This is a genomic window from Methylobacterium sp. C33D, assembly GCF_053345825.1.
Window position 1 is genome coordinate 20,374 of sequence record NZ_JBKFAV010000016.1, and the last position, 17,832, is coordinate 38,205.

Genomic DNA, 17,832 nt, shown 5'->3' on the forward strand with positions numbered 1-17,832 from the left:
CCCGCGCATCGATGCTTTGCCGGATGATGGGCCTCGCCGCCGCCCCCCGCAAGGGTCGCGGCCGGGGCGGCGACCGCCGTGTCCCGCGAGACACGCCCAAGCGACAAAAGACACGGTTTGGCCCGATTCACGCCTTTTGCAGGCCGCGTTGCCCCGCGACAACAGGCATCGAACCTCGCCGGGTTCTGCCCGGTCGGCGACCGACACCCAGCTCCCCAGCCATCGGTCGCCGCACGGGATCCCGGGATCCGGCACTCCGAGGTTTCGAGACCCAAGACTTCAGGCCGCCCCTCGGGCGGCCTTTTTTCTGTTTCCCGTCGGGCCGGGTTCGCGGCTATGCCAGCCGCACCATGGGCCCGCCCGCCTTCGACGCCGCCTTCCTGCACGACCTCGACGCGCTGTTCGCGTGGCGCCGCGACGTGCGCCGCTTCCGGACGGATCCGGTCGACGAGGCCGCCCTGCGCGCCTGCCTCGCCGCGGCCCACCGGGCGCCCTCGGTCGGCAACAGCCGGCCCTGGCGCTTCGTGCGCGTCGCGGATCCGGGCCGGCGCCGCGCGGTCGCGGAGAACTTCGCCGGCTGCAACGACGCCGCGGCCGAGGGCTACGCGGCGGACCGGGCCGCGCAGTATCGCGGGCTGAAGCTCGCCGGCCTGCGGGAGGCGCCGGTGCACCTGGCCGCCTTCTGCGACGCGGCCACCGAGTCCGGCCTCGGCCTCGGCCGGGCCAGCATGCCGGAGACCCTGGCCTACTCGGTGGTGGGGGCGGTGCAGTGCTTCTGGCTCGCCGCCCGGGCCCGCGGCCTCGGCGTCGGCTGGGTCTCGATCCTGGAGCCGGACGCGGTCACGGCGATCCTGGCCGTGCCGGCGACGTGGCGGCTCGTGGCCTATCTCTGCGTCGGGTACCCGGTGGAGGAGCATCTCGACCCGGAGCTGGAGCGCCACGGGTGGCAGGCGGAGGACCGGCGCGGGAGCGCGCTCTACGAGCGCTGAGAGGCGCGGAGACGCGCGCTGCGACGCGCTCCCGGGCGGTCCGAACGGCGGTCCGAGCGGCGGTCCGAGCGGCGGTCCGAGCGGCCGCCCGATCCCGCGGCAGCGGTCCAGACGCCCTGGATCGTGGTTGCTCTTTTACCGTGCCCCGCGGATCCGCAGAATGACACCGCGTCAACCATAGCTTTTCTCGGAACGGTAAGCTCGGCCGGGGATTACTTGCCCGCGTCTAGTCTAGCTTTGCGAGGATCGCGGTGATGTCGGGTCGGGTGGCGGCTCTATTCGGTTTGGCCGGCGCGATGCTGGCCGGTTGTTTCCAGACGGCGCAGGCGCGCGAGATCGTGCCCTTCGCGAACGGGGTCGCGCCGGGCTCGGTGGTGATCAGCGTGTCGCAGCGCAAGCTCTACCTGGTGAACGGGGACGGCACGGCGATCCGCTATCCCGTGGCGGTGGGCCGTCCGGGCAAGCAATGGTTCGGCATCAAGCCGATCGACGGCAAGTACGTCGCGCCCGCCTGGTCGCCCCCCGCGGAGGTGAAGCGCGACAACCCGCGCCTGCCGAACCTCATCGCGGGCGGCTCGCCGCACAATCCCATGGGGGCGGCGGCGATGACGCTCGCGGGCGGCGAGTACGCGATCCACGGCACCAACCGGCCGAGCTCGGTGGGCACCTACGCGTCTTATGGCTGCATCCGGATGTACAACCAGGACGTGGTCGACCTCTACGCGCGGGTCGATGTCGGCACGCAGGTCTACATGACCCACTGAGGCAGGGCGGCCTCACGCGGCCGGCGGGGCCGTCGCCTCGACGGCCGTGAAGGTCTCCAGGATGCGGTAGGTGTGCGCGGCGCCGGCCGGCACGCAGTAGGAATCGCCCGGCGCGAGCGCCACGGTCTCGCCCTCCAGCACGAGCTCGGCCCGCCCGTTGACGACGTAGCCGACCGTCTCGTGCGCCGAGGTGGTCATCGGCTTGTCGGCGTTGGGCTCCTCGGCCCGCCACATCCGCATGCCGAGACGCTCGCCGCGGGCGAGGGTGATCTCGCCGTGCGGGCCCGCGCTCGCGCTCCGGGCCGATACCGTCTTCGCCATCTTCGCCTCCCTCGGGTGAACCTGCCCAACGGGGCCCGGCGCCCGACGTTCCGCGCCCGACAGCGCGACACGTTCGGCAAGGCCCGCGCGGGCGGGCCGCTTGACGGCCCGCGCCGCGCCCCGACAGGATGACGCACCGGTCCGAGAGGCGCCCGACAGAGGCGCGGCCCGGTGCGGCGCCCGCGACCCCGCCCGGGTCCGGCGCGTCGGCGAACGACCCCGATCGGGAGGGACGCGCCATGCAGATCAAGGCGGCGATCGACAGGATTCCCGGCGGCCTGATGCTGATGCCGCTCCTGCTCGGCGCCCTGTGCAAGACCTTCGCGCCGGGCGCCCCGGCCTATTTCAAGGGCTTCACGCAGGGGATCATGACCGGGGTGATCCCGATCCTGGCGGTCTGGTTCTTCTGCATGGGCGCCTCGGTCAGCCTGAGGGCGACCGGCACCGTGCTGCGCAAGTCCGGCACGCTGGTCGCGACCAAGCTCGTGGCCGCCTGGGCGATCGTGCTGGTGGCCTCGCTGTTCATCCCGCCCGAGGGGATCCAGACCGGCTTCTTCGCCGGCCTGTCGATCCTGGCGATCGTCTGCGCCATGGATATGACCAATGGCGGCCTCTACGCCTCGCTGATGCAGACCTACGGCAGCCGCGAGGAGGCCGGCGCCTTCATCCTGACCTCGATCGAGTCCGGCCCGCTGATGAGCATGATCATCCTCGGGGCCTCCGGGGCAGCGCATTTCGAGCCGCAGATCTTCGTGGGCGCGGTGCTGCCCTTCCTGGTCGGCTTCGCCCTCGGCAACCTCGACCCGAAGCTCCGGGCCCTGTTCGCCCCGGGCGGCCAGCTGATGATCCCGTTCTTCGCCTTCGCGCTGGGGAACACGGTCGACCTCAACAACCTGCTCTCGCCGCTCGCGGGGCTCGGCATCGTGCTGGCGCTGGCGGTGATCGTCCTCACCGGAATCCCGCTGATCCTGGCCGACCGGGCGATCGGGGGCGGGACCGGCACGGCGGGGCTGGCGGCCTCCTCGACGGCCGGGGCCGCCGCCGCCAACCCGCTGGCGATCGCCGCCGTCGCCCCGCAATTCGCCCCGTCGGCGCAGACCGCCACCGTGCTGGTGACGATCTGCATCATCGTCACCTCGATCCTCGTGCCGATCCTGACCGGGCTCTGGTACCGGCGGTTCGGGGCGGGCGTCGCGGAGGCCCGGGCCGAGGCCGGCACGCCGCTGGCGGTCCCGGCCGAGTAGGCGCCCCGCGACGGGTTCGTCAGAAGTCGACCGCGAGGCCCTTCACCTCCCAGTCGTCGTAGCGGACCGGCTCCAGGCCGCCGCGCCCCTGGCGCTCGGGCCTGGCGCCGATCTCGGCGGCTCGGGCGTCGATCGCGGCACGGCGCTCGGCGGCCTCGGCGAGCGCGCGCTGGGCCGCGGGGCTGAGGGCGCGGGGCGGCGCGGCGCCGTCTCCGGTCGCCGCGGGCGGGTCCTGCCGGTGGAGGTCTTGTGCGGTCGGCTCTTGCATCGCGCTCGCTCGGGTGTGAGGGCGTGGGTCCGGAAACGTCGGATCTGGAGCAGAAGTGGCATCGCGGGACACAGGCCGCAACACGCGGAACGCAGCGGCACCGGGCGGGACCGGTCCGGACATCGCGGGACTGGGCGCGCGCCGCGCGGCGATGCAGGCGGTCGCCGCCCTGATCGGCCAGGAGCGTCCCCCCGCCCTCGACGACGCCCTCGCCCAGGCGATCCGCGCCGAGGCGCTGGCGCCGGCCGATGCCGGGCTGGCGCGGGCCATCGCGGTGGCGACCTTCCGCCGCTACGGGCTGATCCGCGCCGCCCTGGCCGCCCGGCTCGAGCGCGGGCTCCCCGCGGCCAAGCCGCAGCTCACGGCCCTGCTGGCGACCGCGACCGCCCAGCTCCTCGACCTCGCGGTCCCCGACCACGCCGCCGTCGACCTCGCCGTGCGGCTCGCCAAGGCGGATACCCGCACGGCCCACCTCGCCGGGCTCGTCAACGCGGTGCTGCGCCGGATCGCCCGCGAGCGCGACGCGATCCTGGCCGCGGACGCCGACGCCCTGGCGGTCAACACGCCGGACTGGCTCGCCCGCCGCTGGATCGCGGCCTACGGTCCGGAGCGGGCGGCCGCGATCGCCCGCGCCCATCTCGCGGGGGCCGCCATCGACCTGACGCCGCGGGGCGAGGCCGCCGACTGGGCCGCGCGGCTCGGGGCCGTGACCCTGCCGACCGGCTCCCTGCGCCTGCCGGAGAACGGCCCGGCCATCCCCGAGCTGCCGGGCTTCCAGGAGGGGGCGTGGTGGGTCCAGGACGCCGCCGCGGCGCTGCCGGCCCGCCTCCTGGCGCCGCGGGACGGCACCCGCGTCCTCGACCTCTGCGCGGCGCCCGGCGGCAAGACCCTGCAGCTCGCCGCTGCCGGTGCCCGGGTCACCGCCGTCGACCGGTCCGCGCCGCGGCTGGAGCGCCTGCGCGAGAACGTCGCGCGCCTCGGCTTCGCCGTCGACGTCGTGGTCGCCGACGCCCTCGCCCTGGAGCCGCAGGACCACGACGCCGTGCTGCTCGACGCGCCGTGCTCGGCCACCGGGACGATCCGCCGCCATCCGGACGTGGCCTGGACGAAGGCCGAGGCCGATATCGGGCGGCTCGCCGCGCTCCAGGCCAAGCTCCTCGACCACGCGGCCGGGCTGGTGCGGCCGGGCGGCCTGCTCGTCTACTGCACCTGCTCGCTGGAGCCGGAGGAGGGCGAGGCGCAGGTGGCGGCCTTCCTGGCCCGCGATCCCCGCTACGCGCGGGTGCCGGTCCGGTCCGAGGAGGTCGGCGGCGCCGCGGCGCTGATCGACGAGCGGGGCGACCTGCGCACGCTGCCGTGCCACCTGACGGAGCTGGAGGGCGCCCGCGGCGGCCTCGACGGCTTCTTCGCGAGCCGGCTGCGGCGGGCGGACTGACCGGACGCGGCTGCCCTCTCCCGTGCGGGAGGGGGGCAAAGCAGCCGCGGCACGGCGCGCCGGTCGATGAAGCGGGGGCGCGCGCGAATCGACGCCGGAGCCGCACCCAGCGCGGGCGGACGCGGCGGCCCGCGGCGAGCCGCGACCCCTGGCAAAGTTGACGGCGGCCCGGCGGACTGCCATCCGCCGGTCCGAACGCCCGCCCGCCCGTGGTTCCCGCCCGCGACCTCCTCGAGTCCATAGAACCCATGACCGACCTGATCGAGACGATCCGCCGGACGCTCGTGCCGATCCACAAGGAGGGCTATCCCTTCATCCTGATCGGCATCGTGCTGACGGTGCTGGCGGGCTACTTCTCCCAGTTCTTCGGCTGGATCTTCCTGATCCTGACCCTGTGGGTCTGCTACTTCTTCCGCGATCCGGAGCGCGTCACCCCGGTGGCCGACGGGCTCGTGATCTCGCCCGCCGACGGCCGCGTGAACCTCATCGCCACCGTGCTGCCGCCGCCCGAGCTCGACCTGCCGCAGGTGCCGACCCTGCGGGTCTCGGTGTTCATGAACGTGTTCGACTGCCACGTGAACCGCGTGCCGGTGGCCGGCCGGATCGGCCAGATCCACTACACGCCGGGCCTGTTCCTCAACGCCGAGCTCGACAAGGCCAGCGACGACAACGAGCGCAACGGCATGGTCATCGAGACGACCCATGCGGGCCAGCCGAAGCGGGTCGGCGTGGTGCAGATCGCCGGTCTCGTGGCCCGGCGCATCGTCGGCTTCGTCGCGGCGGGCGACGTGCTCGGCGTCGGCGAGCGGTTCGGCCTGATCCGCTTCGGCTCGCGGGTGGACGTCTACCTGCCGGCCGGCGCGACCGTTCTGGTCGGCCTCGGCCAGAAGGCGGTGGCCGGCGAGACGGTGCTGGCCGATCTCGGCGGCGGCCCGGAGCGGCTGTTCAAGCGGATCTGAGGCGGCCATGGACGATCTCTTCCCGCCCTTCGCGCCCGACCCGAACGAGCCGCGGCCGCGCCGGTTCAAGCCGGTGCCGTTCCGGATGATCGCCCCCAACATGATCACCCTGATGGCGCTCTGCCTCGGGCTGACGGCGATCCGGCTCGCCTTCGAGGGCAAGTTCGAGCCCGCCGTCATCGCCGTGGTGGTGGCCGGCGTGCTCGACGGCATCGACGGGCGGGTGGCGCGGCTGCTCAAGGGCACGTCGCGCTTCGGCGCCGAGCTCGACTCGCTCGCCGACTTCGTGAATTTCGGCTGCGCCCCGGCCCTGATCCTCTACGGATTCGTGCTGTTCCACCTGAAGTCGGTGGGCTGGATCGTGGCGCTGATCTTCGCCATCGCCATGGCGCTGCGCCTCGCCCGCTTCAACGCGATGCTGGACGACCCGAACCGGCCGGAATGGAAGAAGGACTTCTTCGTCGGCATGCCGGCCCCCGCGGGGGCGCTCACCGCGATGCTCCCGCTCTACCTGCATTTCCTGGGCTTCGGCATCGAGACCTGGGCGGCACCGGCGGTCCTGATCTACGTGCTGTGCATCGCCCTGCTGGTGGTCTCCACGGTCCCGACCTACTCGGGCAAGACCATGGGCAAGCGGGTGCCGCGCAGCCTCGTCCTGCCGATCTTCCTGTTCGGCGTCGCGGCCTTCGGCATCCTGATCAGCTACCCGTTCGAGGCGCTGGTGGCCGTGAGCGGCGGCTACCTGCTGACCATCCCGGTGGTCGCCGCCCAGTACCGCCGCCGGCTCAAGGCCGAGCTCGCCGCCCCGCCCGGGGAGCGGTCCGCGGCCGGGCTGGACGCCCCGTCCGAAGGCGCCGCGGATATACGATCCGCGGCCGTGAAGCCCGACTAGGCGCTGGCCATCGCGGATTTCTCCCCTACCTTGGCGGCGTTCTGCGAGGGGGATTCGGCGATGCTCGAGGAATTCAAGAAATTCGCGCTGCGCGGGAACGTCGTCGACCTCGCGGTCGGCGTGATCATCGGCGCGGCCTTCGGGGCCATCGTCAACTCGGCGGTCCAGGACATCTTCATGCCGGTGATCGGCGCGATCACCGGCGGGCTCGATTTCTCGAACTACTACATCCCGCTCTCGTCGAAGGTGCAGGCCGGCCTGCCCTACGTGGACGCGAAGAAGCAGGGCGCCGTCATCGGCTACGGCCAGTTCCTCACCCTGACGCTGAACTTCGTCATCGTCGCCTTCGTGCTGTTCCTCGTCATCCGGGCGATGAACCGTCTCCAGCACGCGGAGGCCAAGAAGCCCGACGAGGTGCCGGCCGACGTGAAGCTGCTCACCGAGATCCGCGACCTCCTGGCGACGAGGCCGCGCGTCTGACGGTTCAACCGGCGCGCGTGTCGTCGTCCCGCGGCTTCACCCCGAAGGCGTCGAGGATCTGGTCGAGGGCCTGACCGACGGCGCCGGTGCCCTCCTCGTGGGTCTTCAGGCGGGTCTCGAGCCGGCGGATCTGGGGCTCGAACGCGTCCGGCACCGGGTCGTCGCCGAGGAAGCGCGGCTTGTCGGGCCCGACCGGCAGGACGCTCCGCAGCTGTTGGCCGAGATGGTCGCGCACCGGCTCGGGCAGCGTGGATTTCGGATCGGCGGAATCGTCGGTCATGATCGCCTCACGGGTCGAACCGTCTCTCAACGGCCGGACGGATGAAGCGTTGCGCCGGCGGCCGCGGCTAAGGGGGTGGCCCCCGGAGCGGTCTCCGGGGGCACAGGGGCCGGCACGCGGCCGGCCCCGGCATCGAGTCCGTCGCTCAGTCGATGACCTCGACGATGCGGTGACCGCGGTCGACCAGCACCGGGCGGTCGTTCACCACGGTGTAGCGGTAACCCGGCTGCACGCGGTACTCGCTCGGCACGTCGTAGTAGGTCACGCCCGAGGCCGGCAGGGTGGTGCCGACCGCGACGCGGCCGTCGTAGTCGTACGAGCGGACGTTGCGCTCGCGGACGTAGCTGCGGAAGCGCGGGGCCATGTCGACGCCGAGGATGCCGCCCACCGTGCCGGTGGCCGCGCCGACCGCGCCGCCGACGATGCCGCCGATCGGGCCGGCCGCGGCGTTCCCCGCGGCCGCGCCGCGCTCGGCGCCCGGGATGGTGCCCTGGGCCTGAGCGGCCAGCGGCAGCGAGAGGGCGAGGGCCGAGGCGGCGATCAAGGTCTTGAAGGTCATGCGTTGCGTCTCCGTTCCGTGCTGTTTCGCCGCGCGGTCGCGGCGAAGCTCGGGCCGGTAACGCCCGATCCCCGGAATCGGATGCATCTTTTTTGTGGACTTTCGGCCGGGAGCCGGCCGGTCGCCTACGCGTCCTTCGGCATCGCCGACTGGATGAACCGGTCGGAGCCGAGATCCTCCTCGTCGTAACCTAGGAGTTCCGCGAGGCGGCCGCGGGCGCGGCTGACGCGGCTCTTCACGGTGCCGACCTTGCAGCCCATGATGGTCGCGGCCTCCTCGTAGGAGACCCCCTCGGCGCCGACCAGCACCAGCGCCTCGCGCTGGTCCGGCGGCAGCTTGGCGAGCGCGGATTGCAGGTCCTCGACGTCGAGCCGGTCGCCCTGGTGCGGGGCGGTGGCGAGCCGGGCCGCGTAGGATCCGTCCTGATCCTCGACCTCGCGGACCCGCTTGCGGTGGTCCGAGTAGAAGATGTTGCGCAGGATCGTGAACAGCCACGCGTTCAGGTTGGTCCCCGGCTGGAACCGGGCCCGGTGCTGCCAGCCCTTGAGCAGGGTGTCCTGGACGAGGTCGTCCGAGCGGGCCGGGTTCGAGGTCAGCGACAGCGCGAAGGCGCGGAGCGACGGCACGGCGGCGAGCAGGCCGTTGCGGAATTCCGGCTCGATCGCCTCGCCCCGGGCGCGCAGCGCCGCCTCGAGCTTCTCGATCAGCTCGGCGAAGCGGGACGGCAGAGTCTCCTCGCCGATCCGCTCGTAGACCGTGCGCAGGTGCTCCCCGAGATGCGTGCGGATGCCGGGCGCCAGGTTCGGGCGGCCATCCCGAGTCCCGTCCTCCTGGGACAGGACGGTGTCGGTGTCGTCGCGGGTCATGCGTGTCGCGCTCGTCAACTCATCGTGGCTCGACCTGTGGTCCGGAGCGGGTCGAGGCGGAGCGCTTGCCGGCTCGACCCGGTGCGGAAGTCCGGCCGATGCGCTCCTGTTACCGGAGTTCTAGCGCATCGGGGTCGGGCATGCACCCTCAGGCAAAACACACTTAAGCTAAGTTCGCCGGTCTCAACAGCCGGATCGCCCCGTCGCGCAGGGTCAGGACGTCGCCGCGGGCGAGGTCGGTCCAGCACTCGTCCCGGGTCAGCGCCTGGGTGGCGATGACCGTCACCACGTCGTGCTCGGTCGTCTCCTGGGCGAAATCCACCTGCCAGTCCTCGTCGATCAGGGTGGCCTTCCCGAAGGGCGCGCGGCGGGTCAGGTAGCAGAGGCGCTTGCCGCAATGGGCGTAGAGGGTGCGGCTATCGGTGAGCAGCATGTTGAACACGCCGAGCGCGTGCAACTCGCCCGCGAGGTCGGCCACCGCCCGGTCGAGGGTCTCGGGGCGGGGCAGGGCGCGGAACCGGGCCTGGAGCCGGCCGAGCATCCAGCAGAAGGCGTGCTCGCTGTCGGTGGAGCCGATGGGCATGAAGCCGCCGAGCGGCAGCCGCTTCACGCCCTTGAGCTGGCCGTTATGCGCGAAGGTCCAGCGGCGGCCCCACAATTCGCGGGAGAACGGGTGGGTGTTCTCCAGGCTGACCCGGCCGCGGTTGGCCTTGCGGACATGGGCGACGACGATCCGGCTCTTGATCGGCATGTCGCGCAGGAGCCGGGCAAGCTGCGAGCGGGCGCTCGGCTCCGGCTCGTGGAAGCTCCGGCAGGTGCGGCCGTCGTAGAAGCTGATGCCCCAGCCGTCGGCGTGCGGCCCCGTCTCGCCGCCGCGCCGGGCGAGACCCGCGAACGAGAAGCGGATGTCGGTCGGCACGTTGGCGCTCATGCCGAGCAGTTCGCACATCGTGTTTCAGCCGGGCCATGCGGGGAAGCGGCCCCGTTTAGGAGCGTTCGGCCGCCCCGACAACGGCTTTCGCTCGGCTCAGCGGGCGAGATAGTCGGTCAGCGTCATGCCGACCATGATGGCGACCCAGAAGAAGCCGAGCCCCGAGAACAGCCGGATCAGCGGCGGCTCGTGGATCACCTCCATGGAAACGAGGAGGATCAGCGCCACCATCACGGCGACGACGGCGAGTTCGACGATCCAGACCTGCGCGAAGGGGAGGGTGGCGCCGAGCGTCACGTTGACGGCGAGAAGCGCCAGCAGCGCCAGGAAGGTGAGCACCGGCGTGCGCAGGCGCTTGCGGAGCAGGGCGCGGTCGTCGGCGCTCAGGGTCGCGAGGGGCTTCCGCATCCTACCGGTTCACCACGTAGAGAATCGGGAAGGCGAGGATCCAGACCAGATCGATGAAGTGCCAGTAGAGGCCGTAGACCTCGATCCAGTTCTGGTGCCGCGACAGGAACCCGGCCTTGGCCGCCATCCAGGTCATGCCGAGCAGGAGCGCGATCCCGGTGAACAGGTGCAGGGCGTGGAGGAGCGTCGCGACGTAGTAGAGGTTCACGAACAGCCGCGCCGCCGGCGTCTCGGCCAGCGCGAAGGGCCGGTTGCTGAGGAACGGCATCATGTGCTCGGCCCAGTCGGCATAGTACTCGTAGCCCTTGAGCACGAGGAACAGGCCGCCGAGCGCCGCCGTCGCCAGCATCGCCCGGACCATGGCGCGCTGCCAGCCCATCCGCGAGAACTCGATCGCCATCGACATGGTCAGCGAGGAGCAGATCAGCACCACGGTGTTGGTGGCGCCGATCCAGAACTTGAGGTGCTTGGCCGCCGCGACCGTCGCCTCGGGGTGCTGGATCCGGGTGATCAGCGCCACTAGGAACAGGGCCGAGAACAGCAGAAGCTCGGTGATCAGCCACGCCCAGATGCCGAGCGTCGCCGCCTCGCGCTGCTGCGCGACGCTCTCGAAATGCTCGGCGCGGGCGACCCCGACGCCGTCGGCCAGCGGTGCGCTCATCCGTGCTGGTCCCGGGATTCCTGGGCCTGGATCGGGTAGTCGTACGGGATGCGCGGCACCTCCGGCGGGGACAGGAAGTTGTGCGTCGGCGGCGGGGACGACGTCTCCCACTCGAGCCCCTTCGCGTTCCACGGGTTGGCGGGCGCCTTGCGGCCGAACCACAGGGAATAGACGAGGTACAGCATCGGGAAGAGGTAGCCCGCCGCCAGGATCGTGGCGCCCGCCGAGGACAGGACATTGAGGAGCTGGAACTCGGCCGGGTAGGTCGCGTAGCGCCGCGGCATCCCCAGATAGCCCAGGATGAACTGCGGGAAGAACGTCACGTTGAAGCCGAGGAAGATCAGCAGCGCCGAGACCCGGCCCCAGGGCTCGCTGTACATTCGGCCGGTGAACTTGGGCCACCAGAAGTGCAGGCCGCCCAGGAACGCCAGCACCGTGCCGCCGACCATGATGTAGTGGAAGTGGGCGACCACGAAGTAGGTCGCGTGGATATGCTGGTTGATGGCGAGCGTCGCGAGGTAGAGGCCGGTCAGCCCGCCGAGCACGAACAGTCCGATGTAGCCCATCGCGTAGAGCATCGGGGTGTCGAGCCGTAAGCTGCCCTTATGGATCGTGGCGGTCCAGTTGTAGACCTTGACGGCCGAGGGCACCGCCACCGCGAAGGACAGGGCGGAGAACACCAGCGAGGCGAGGTCGCTCTGGCCGTTGACGAACATGTGGTGGCCCCAGACGAAGAAGGTCACCGAGGCCAGCCCGATCGACGCGTAGGCGACGAAGCGGTAGCCGAACAGCTTCTTCTGCGCGAAGGCCGGGACGATCTCGGAGATCACCCCCATGCCGGGCAGGACCATGATGTACACGGCCGGGTGCGAGTAGAACCAGAACAGGTGCTGGAACAGCACCGGGTCGCCGCCATAGGCCGGGTCGAACACGCCGATATGGAAGGCGCGCTCCGCGATCAGCAGGATCAGCGCCGTGGTGATCACGGGCGTCGCCAGCAGGAAGATCAGGCTGGTGGCGTAGTGGGCCCAGACGAAGATCGGCAGCTTGAACCACGTCATGCCGGGCGCCCGCATGGTGTGGATCGTGACCACGAAGTTGAGCCCGGTCAGGATCGACGAGAAGCCCACGATCGTCACGCCGATCAGCGCCGGCAGGACCCAGGTGTTCGAGAACGCGGTCGAGAGCGGGGCGTAGAAGGTCCAGCCGGTATCGACCCCGCCGAGCACCACCGAGACCAGGGTGAACAGGGCGCCGGCCATGAACACGTACCAGCTCGTCAGGTTGAGCTTCGGGAAGGCGAGGTCCTTGGCCCCGATCATCAGCGGGATCAGGAAGTTGCCGAAGGTCGCGGGGATCGACGGGATCAGGAAGAACCAGACCATCACCACCCCGTGGATGGTGAAGGCCTTGTTGTAGGTGTCGTTGGTCATGATCGCGCCGTTCGGCACGACCAGCGCGAGGCGCACCACGCCGGCCGCAAGGGCCCCGATCACGAAGAAGCCGGTGATCGACGCGAGGTAGAGGATCGCGATGCGCTTGTGGTCGGTAGTGAGGAACCACGAGCGCAGGGTCGATTCCGCGTGCAGGTAGTCGGATTTGCGCCCGATCGTGGATTCTGGGGCGTGGGGTTCCCGCCGGGCGGTGCCGCCGATGCTGCCCGATGCGCTCATCGTGTCGCTCCCGGCAGCGTCGCGTCCGCGGCCTTGCCGGAGGCCGGGCCCGCGTAGGATTTCAGGAAATCGATCAGCGTGGCGAGCTCGTCCGCCGGGATCCGGCCCGCGAAGCTCGGCATCACCTGCTTGCCCCCGCCGGCGAGCCGGTCGCCGTTCGGGTTCAGGATCTTCTCGCGCAGCCACCCGTCGTCGGCCGTGACGGTGCGCCCGTCCGCCAGCTTGACGTGGCTGCCGTAGAGGCCCGCGAGGCTCGGCGCCTTCACGGACGAACCGGGCTCGTGGCATCCGACGCAGCCATAGGCCTCGTAGAGGGCGCGGCCCGCCGCGACCCTGCCCTGCTGGGCGCCCGCGTGGGTCAGCCAGTCCTGGTAGTCACCGGGGTTCATGAAGGTCACCTCGCCGCCCATCACGGAATGGTCGGTGCCGCAATATTCCGAGCAGTAGAGATGGTAGGTGCCGGTCTTGTCGGCCTTGAACCAGAGGTCGGTGTAGCGGTCGGGCAGGGCGGCGACCTGCATCCGCACGGCCGGCAGGTAGAGGGCGTGGATCACGTCCTGGCTGATGATGTGCAGGCGGATCGGCTGGCCGATCGGCAGGTGCAGGTTGTTGATCTCGGACTGACCCGTCGGGTGCTGGAACTTCCACATCCATTGCCGGCCGATCGCCTCGATCACCATGGCGTCGGGGGGCGGGTTCTTCGACTGGATGAACAGCCGCGCGCCCCAGACGAAGAAGATCAGCGTCAGCAGGAACGGGATCAGCATCCAGCTGATCTCGATGAGGTTCGAGCGGATGCCCGAGGGGCTGCGGTCCGCCTCGGAGCCCTCGCGGTAGCGCAGGGCGAAGTAGGTGATCGCCACGAACACCGGCACGGTCAGCAGCAGCGTCAGCACCGTGAAGGCCAGGATGAGCAGGTCGGTCTCGCTCGCGGTGGCGGAGACCGCGGCGGGCCAGAGCTGGAGCGAGTCGTGGCTCGGCGTCATGGCGCAGCGGGCTCCGCCGGTTCGAGGGAGCGGCCGACGGTCAGGTCCATGGCGCGCCCGATCGGGATGCGGGCGCGGGTGCGGGCCGCGTCCCGGTAGCCGTAGCCGGAGAGATGCGCCGCCGTCGCGGCCCGCTCGCGGTCGAGATCGGCGTAGGGGTCGGCCTGCAGGTTCGGCGGCGGCGGCGCCAGCCGCGTCGTCTGCTGCGGCGTCAGGGCGGGGAGCGACCGGCGCTGGCTCGCCACGAAGGTGCTCATCAGCCAGACCATCGTGCCGACGACCGCCAGCGCCGTGAACGCGAGACCCGCCATCACCATCACGGTGTTGCGGACGTTGACGTCGCGCGTCTCGTGCCCGGGATCGTTCGGATCGCGCTGGGTATTGGCCGCCGGGCGCGACGGCCGGCCGTTGAGGAGGCCGGTGCCGCGCAGGGTCAGACCCGCGAGGATCGCCGGGATCAGGCCGGAGGGTCCGTTCGCGCTCATGCCGGCCTCCCGGCACGGCGGGCGGCCGAGGCCGCGCGGTCGGCGCGCGGACGCATCAGCGGGCGCAGCGCGGCCGCGAGGCAGGCCACGGCGCCGGCGGCCAGCGCGTCGCTCGGCCGGAGGACGAAGCGGTCGCGCACCGCCGGGGTGATCAGCCAGAACATCTCCAGGGCGTGGACGGCGAGCGCCGCGCCGGCCAGGATCCGGGTGGTCGGGCGCCCGGGACGCAGGGTCGCGAGCCCGGCCAGCACGACGACCGCGCCGGCCACGATCGCCAGCGCCCGCCCGACCCAGCCGCCGCGGGCGAAATACCACGCCACCTCGGGCGGCAGGTTGGCCGACCAGACGATCAGGAACTGCACGAAGTGCAGGTAGGCCCAGAGGCCGAGGAGGACCACGAGCGGCACCAGCCGGCCCCGGCCGGGGGCGGTGCGGCCGCGACCCACGGGCTCCGGCTCCTCCCAGGCCAGCAGGATCGCCGCCGCGAAGGCGAGGCCGCTCCAGGCCGTCATTACCAGGAGCCCCAGGAGGGTGGAATCGAGCCGCGGATCCAGGGACGCGACGACGTCGGTCACGAACAGCGTGCCGACGATCGCGTGCAACCCCACCGCCGGCACGGTCCGCCCCTCGCCGGGCGCGTCGAAGGGCTCGGCGAAGCGCAGCGCCAGCCAGGTCCAGGCCGCGAGGTAGGCGATCACCCGGATCGCGAAGAACGGCCCGGTGAACCACAGGGCTGCCATCGGCGTGCGCGCCGGGGCGCTCACCCAGGGATAGAGCAGGGGCGCGGCGGCCAGGAGCGGCAGCGCCAGCACGGCCGCGACCGGCATCAGCGCCATCAGCCTGCGCAGACCCGCCAGCATCTCCACGCCGCCGCGCTCGCGGACCCGCTTGCCGAAGCGCTCGGCCACGATGACCACCGGCAGGGCGCCGACCGGCAGGGCCAGGAGGACGAGCCACGCCGCGAGATACGAGGCCGCCGCCCCGCGCCAGCCGCCCGCGATCAGGCAGAGGGCCAGGAGGACGAGGCCGGCGAGGCCGAGCAGGGCGGGGCGCCTCACGGCGTCGCCTCCAGCCGCGCGCGATCGGCCGCGGGCAGGCTCGCCACCGGGACGTCCTGGCTCAGCTGGAGGGCGCGGACATAGGCGACGATCGCCCAGCGGTCGGCGGAGGGGATCATCTGGGCCATGCCGAACATCGCCTTCCGGCCGTTCGAGATCGCGTCGTAGAGGTCGGCCGCGGAGGCCGCGCGCGCGGGCCCGGCGGTGAGATCGCCGGCGGGCGGGAAGCCCCGGGCCACGATCATCCCGGCGCCGCGGCCGTCCTGCCCGTGGCAGGGGGTGCAGAACACCCCGTAGCGCTCGCGGCCCTGGTCGAGCAGCGCCCGGCTGATCGTCTGCGGCTGCGGCGCCGCGCGGGCCGGATCGCGCCGCGGCACGGTGCCGGCCACCGGCTGGCGCATGGTGATCTCGCGGGGGAAGAACGGGTTCTTGTCCCAGGTCTTGGCCCGGGCCTGATCGGCCATGTCGGCCTCGCCGCAGGCCGCCAGGGGCGCGAGGGCCAGGCAGGCGAGGATGGCGCGCGGCCCGGTGCGCGGGGCGGCGCGCCTCATCGCGGGATCCGCCGGATCTCGAGGGGGCGCCCGGCCTCGGCCGGCAGGGTCGCGAGCCGCCGCTCGATCCGCGCCGCGTCGAACCGGTCGCCCCGCGCCTCCGCGGAGAGGAAGAACCGGTCCTCCGAGGCCCGCAGGAAGCCCGGGATGTTGAAGGCCGGGTGGTTCAGGCGGGGCAGGCGGTTGAGGACGAGGAGCGCGAGGTGGATCGCCACGCAGCCCGCCATCATCGCGAAGGAGACGCTCGGGACCACGTATGAGGGCCAGGATAGGCGCGGGCGTCCGCCGATCAGGAACACGTAGTCGTAGGCCGTGGCGTAGATGCACATCGCGAAGAAGCCGAAGCCGCCGAGCAGGGCACCGGCCAGGGCGTAGGGCAGGATCGAGCGTCCCTCCAGGCCCAGGGGCCGCAGGGTGCGGGGCATCGGCACCGGGCCGTGCCCGTCGAGATGAACATGGTCCGGGCCGATCCCGGAGACCGCCTGGAGGGCGGCGGCGAGATCGCCCTGGCTCGCGAAGATCGCCGAGACGCCCCACAGGGGCGCGGTGACCGGGCTCTCCTCCGGGCGGCCCGTGGCCCGGGACGCGGCCGCGCGGGCGGCCTCCTGCGCGGCCGGCGACACCGTCAGGGCCAGACGGCGGCTCTCGACGATCGAGACGGCCGGCAGATAGCGCAGGAACAGGAGCAGCAGGGTCAGGAACAGCCCGATCGAGCCCGCGAAGGTGGCGATGCCCCAGATGTCGGTCGTGTAGGGCAGCCTCGAGGACGGCAGGAAGTCCTGGGTCAGGGTGACGACCAGGACCATGACGTGGTCGGCGTAGGCGCCGATCGCCACGAGGAGACCGACCGCCGCGATGGTGAGCGGCGCCGTGCGGGCCCGGGCCGACCACAGGATCTGCGCGGGCAGGACGAGGCACAGGATCGCCGTCCAGGACACGAGGGCGTGTTCGCCGGTCATGCGCCGGACCAGGACGCCGCGCGCCTCGGCATCGCCGTTGAGGAACGTGTCGAAATACTCGGCCGCGTAGCAGTAGGCGCTGGCGCAGCCGAGGCAGAGCAGCAGCCGCCCCAGCACGTCGAGATGGCGGTCGGTCACCAGGGCGTCGAGGCCGTAGACGAGGCGGATCAGCATCACGATCACCGCCGTGACGCCGACGCCCGAATAGACCGCGTTGACCAGGAAGCTCACCGGCAGGAGCGTGCTGTGCCAGCCGGGCATGAGCGAGCCCGCCAGCATCACCGAGGCCCCGGTCTGGACCGAGACCACCAGCAGCACGCCGAGGAGCGCGACCGTCCGGTAGGCCTGGACCCAGATCTGCCAGTGGGCCGCCGAGCCGCGCCAGCCCGAGGCGAGGATGCCGTAGACCTGCGCGCGCAGGCGGGCGAGCTTGCGGGTCGGCGCCTTCCCGTCGAACTGGCGGAGGGCCTCGACGTGGGCCCGGTCGCGCAGCGTCGCGAGGTCCGGCAGCAGGCCGATGAACCAGAGGCTCACGCAGATCACCAGGAAGGACACGATGTCGATCGCGTCCCAGAGGAGCGGCGAGCGGAACTGCGGCCAGAGATTGTAGGTGTTGGGGTAGGGCAGGTTCCAGAAGAAGAACCACGGCCGCCCGAGATGGATGATCGGGTAGAGCCCGGCGGCCGCTGTGGCCAGCAGCGCCAGGGTCTCGGCGACGCGGTTCACCGCCCCGCGCCACTCCGCGCCGAGGAGGAGCAGGATCGCCGAGACCAGCAGGCTGCCGGAGGCGACGCCGATCCACCAGTCGTAGCTCGCGATGTCCAGTGCCCAGACGACGGCGTTGTTGTTCGCCCAGATGCCGGGGCCGGCGTAGAGCAGGTAGCCGAGGGTGAGCAGGAACAGGCCGAGGAGCGCGGCCGCGCCCGCGAAGGCGATCCACCAGCGCCGGTTGCCCGGATGGGTCAGCGGGATCGCCGTGACCGCGCCGCCGATCCCCTGGAGGGTCTCGTCGGGCCGCATCAGGGGCCCGGGCTGCGTGCCGCCGGAGAGGGCGCCGACCATG

The 17,832-nt window shown here is 71.9% G+C and carries 21 protein-coding genes; 7 read left to right on the plus strand and 14 right to left on the minus strand.

Features of this window, described 5'->3' with window-relative positions:
* Window positions 1-350: 350 nt before the first annotated feature.
* Together bluB and ACLBXO_RS14505 are read left to right on the plus strand one after the other, a co-directional pair.
* Entirely contained in the window at window positions 351-989 is a 639-nt protein-coding gene (gene bluB, locus ACLBXO_RS14500) for a 5,6-dimethylbenzimidazole synthase (RefSeq protein WP_447685769.1), read from the plus strand.
* Window positions 990-1,243: 254 nt separating this feature from the next.
* Entirely contained in the window at window positions 1,244-1,753 is a 510-nt protein-coding gene (locus tag ACLBXO_RS14505; protein ID WP_419539327.1) for a L,D-transpeptidase, read from the plus strand.
* A gap of 12 nt (window positions 1,754-1,765) precedes the next feature.
* Here the strand turns inward: ACLBXO_RS14505 and ACLBXO_RS14510 are convergent, their stop codons facing one another.
* Window positions 1,766-2,074: a cupin domain-containing protein gene (locus ACLBXO_RS14510; RefSeq protein ID WP_447685770.1), complete on the minus strand. Its 309-nt coding sequence runs from the start codon at window positions 2,072-2,074 to the stop codon at window positions 1,766-1,768.
* 239 nt (window positions 2,075-2,313) lie between these two features.
* Between ACLBXO_RS14510 and ACLBXO_RS14515 the strand changes: the two genes are divergently transcribed.
* The gene (locus ACLBXO_RS14515; RefSeq protein WP_331313996.1) at window positions 2,314-3,318 is read left to right on the plus strand and encodes a 2-keto-3-deoxygluconate permease; all 1,005 of its coding nucleotides are present in this window, start codon (window positions 2,314-2,316) and stop codon (window positions 3,316-3,318) included.
* Between the two features lie 19 nt (window positions 3,319-3,337).
* Here the strand turns inward: ACLBXO_RS14515 and ACLBXO_RS14520 are convergent, their stop codons facing one another.
* Complete coding sequence (locus tag ACLBXO_RS14520) at window positions 3,338-3,586, minus strand: DUF1674 domain-containing protein (RefSeq protein WP_447685771.1); 249 nt, start codon at window positions 3,584-3,586, stop codon at window positions 3,338-3,340.
* Window positions 3,587-3,641: 55 nt separating this feature from the next.
* On the opposite strand from ACLBXO_RS14520, the gene ACLBXO_RS14525 reads away from it, so the two are divergent.
* From ACLBXO_RS14525 to mscL, 4 genes are all read left to right on the plus strand, one after another.
* Complete coding sequence (locus ACLBXO_RS14525; protein ID WP_447685772.1) at window positions 3,642-5,021, plus strand: RsmB/NOP family class I SAM-dependent RNA methyltransferase; 1,380 nt, start codon at window positions 3,642-3,644, stop codon at window positions 5,019-5,021.
* Between the two features lie 248 nt (window positions 5,022-5,269).
* Window positions 5,270-5,980, plus strand: a complete 711-nt coding sequence (locus ACLBXO_RS14530; protein ID WP_331313999.1) for a phosphatidylserine decarboxylase — start codon at window positions 5,270-5,272, stop codon at window positions 5,978-5,980.
* 7 nt (window positions 5,981-5,987) lie between these two features.
* Complete coding sequence (locus ACLBXO_RS14535; RefSeq protein ID WP_447685773.1) at window positions 5,988-6,872, plus strand: CDP-alcohol phosphatidyltransferase family protein; 885 nt, start codon at window positions 5,988-5,990, stop codon at window positions 6,870-6,872.
* A gap of 60 nt (window positions 6,873-6,932) precedes the next feature.
* Complete coding sequence (gene mscL / locus ACLBXO_RS14540) at window positions 6,933-7,352, plus strand: large conductance mechanosensitive channel protein MscL (protein ID WP_331314002.1); 420 nt, start codon at window positions 6,933-6,935, stop codon at window positions 7,350-7,352.
* Between the two features lie 4 nt (window positions 7,353-7,356).
* On the opposite strand, the gene ACLBXO_RS14545 is transcribed toward mscL, so the two are convergent.
* The 12 genes from ACLBXO_RS14545 to ACLBXO_RS14600 form a co-directional block, all read right to left on the minus strand.
* Window positions 7,357-7,632, minus strand: a complete 276-nt coding sequence (locus ACLBXO_RS14545) for a hypothetical protein (RefSeq protein WP_331314003.1) — start codon at window positions 7,630-7,632, stop codon at window positions 7,357-7,359.
* Window positions 7,633-7,777: 145 nt separating this feature from the next.
* Complete coding sequence (locus tag ACLBXO_RS14550) at window positions 7,778-8,191, minus strand: DUF1236 domain-containing protein (RefSeq protein WP_447685774.1); 414 nt, start codon at window positions 8,189-8,191, stop codon at window positions 7,778-7,780.
* Window positions 8,192-8,316: 125 nt separating this feature from the next.
* Window positions 8,317-9,057, minus strand: a complete 741-nt coding sequence (locus tag ACLBXO_RS14555; protein ID WP_331291163.1) for a NepR family anti-sigma factor — start codon at window positions 9,055-9,057, stop codon at window positions 8,317-8,319.
* 163 nt (window positions 9,058-9,220) lie between these two features.
* Window positions 9,221-10,006 (minus strand): class II glutamine amidotransferase, encoded by a 786-nt coding sequence (locus ACLBXO_RS14560; RefSeq protein WP_331314007.1) that lies wholly within the window; start codon window positions 10,004-10,006, stop codon window positions 9,221-9,223.
* 78 nt (window positions 10,007-10,084) lie between these two features.
* Window positions 10,085-10,396, minus strand: a complete 312-nt coding sequence (locus ACLBXO_RS14565; RefSeq protein WP_331314009.1) for an oxidase — start codon at window positions 10,394-10,396, stop codon at window positions 10,085-10,087.
* Window position 10,397: 1 nt separating this feature from the next.
* Complete coding sequence (locus ACLBXO_RS14570; RefSeq protein WP_331314011.1) at window positions 10,398-11,057, minus strand: cytochrome c oxidase subunit 3; 660 nt, start codon at window positions 11,055-11,057, stop codon at window positions 10,398-10,400.
* Entirely contained in the window at window positions 11,054-12,730 is a 1,677-nt protein-coding gene (locus tag ACLBXO_RS14575) for a cytochrome c oxidase subunit I (protein ID WP_331314013.1), read from the minus strand. Before ACLBXO_RS14575 ends, ACLBXO_RS14570 begins: the two co-directional genes overlap by 4 nt.
* Window positions 12,727-13,716, minus strand: a complete 990-nt coding sequence (gene coxB, locus ACLBXO_RS14580) for a cytochrome c oxidase subunit II (protein ID WP_447685775.1) — start codon at window positions 13,714-13,716, stop codon at window positions 12,727-12,729. The genes ACLBXO_RS14575 and coxB overlap by 4 nt, the downstream gene beginning before the upstream one ends.
* Window positions 13,713-14,201: a hypothetical protein gene (locus tag ACLBXO_RS14585; RefSeq protein WP_447685776.1), complete on the minus strand. Its 489-nt coding sequence runs from the start codon at window positions 14,199-14,201 to the stop codon at window positions 13,713-13,715. The genes coxB and ACLBXO_RS14585 overlap by 4 nt, the downstream gene beginning before the upstream one ends.
* The gene (locus ACLBXO_RS14590) at window positions 14,198-15,259 is read right to left on the minus strand and encodes a hypothetical protein (RefSeq protein WP_447685777.1); all 1,062 of its coding nucleotides are present in this window, start codon (window positions 15,257-15,259) and stop codon (window positions 14,198-14,200) included. The genes ACLBXO_RS14585 and ACLBXO_RS14590 overlap by 4 nt, the downstream gene beginning before the upstream one ends.
* Entirely contained in the window at window positions 15,256-15,810 is a 555-nt protein-coding gene (locus tag ACLBXO_RS14595; RefSeq protein WP_447685778.1) for a c-type cytochrome, read from the minus strand. The genes ACLBXO_RS14590 and ACLBXO_RS14595 overlap by 4 nt, the downstream gene beginning before the upstream one ends.
* Entirely contained in the window at window positions 15,807-17,831 is a 2,025-nt protein-coding gene (locus ACLBXO_RS14600; RefSeq protein ID WP_447685779.1) for a quinol:electron acceptor oxidoreductase subunit ActD, read from the minus strand. The genes ACLBXO_RS14595 and ACLBXO_RS14600 overlap by 4 nt, the downstream gene beginning before the upstream one ends.
* Window position 17,832: the final 1 nt, after the last annotated feature.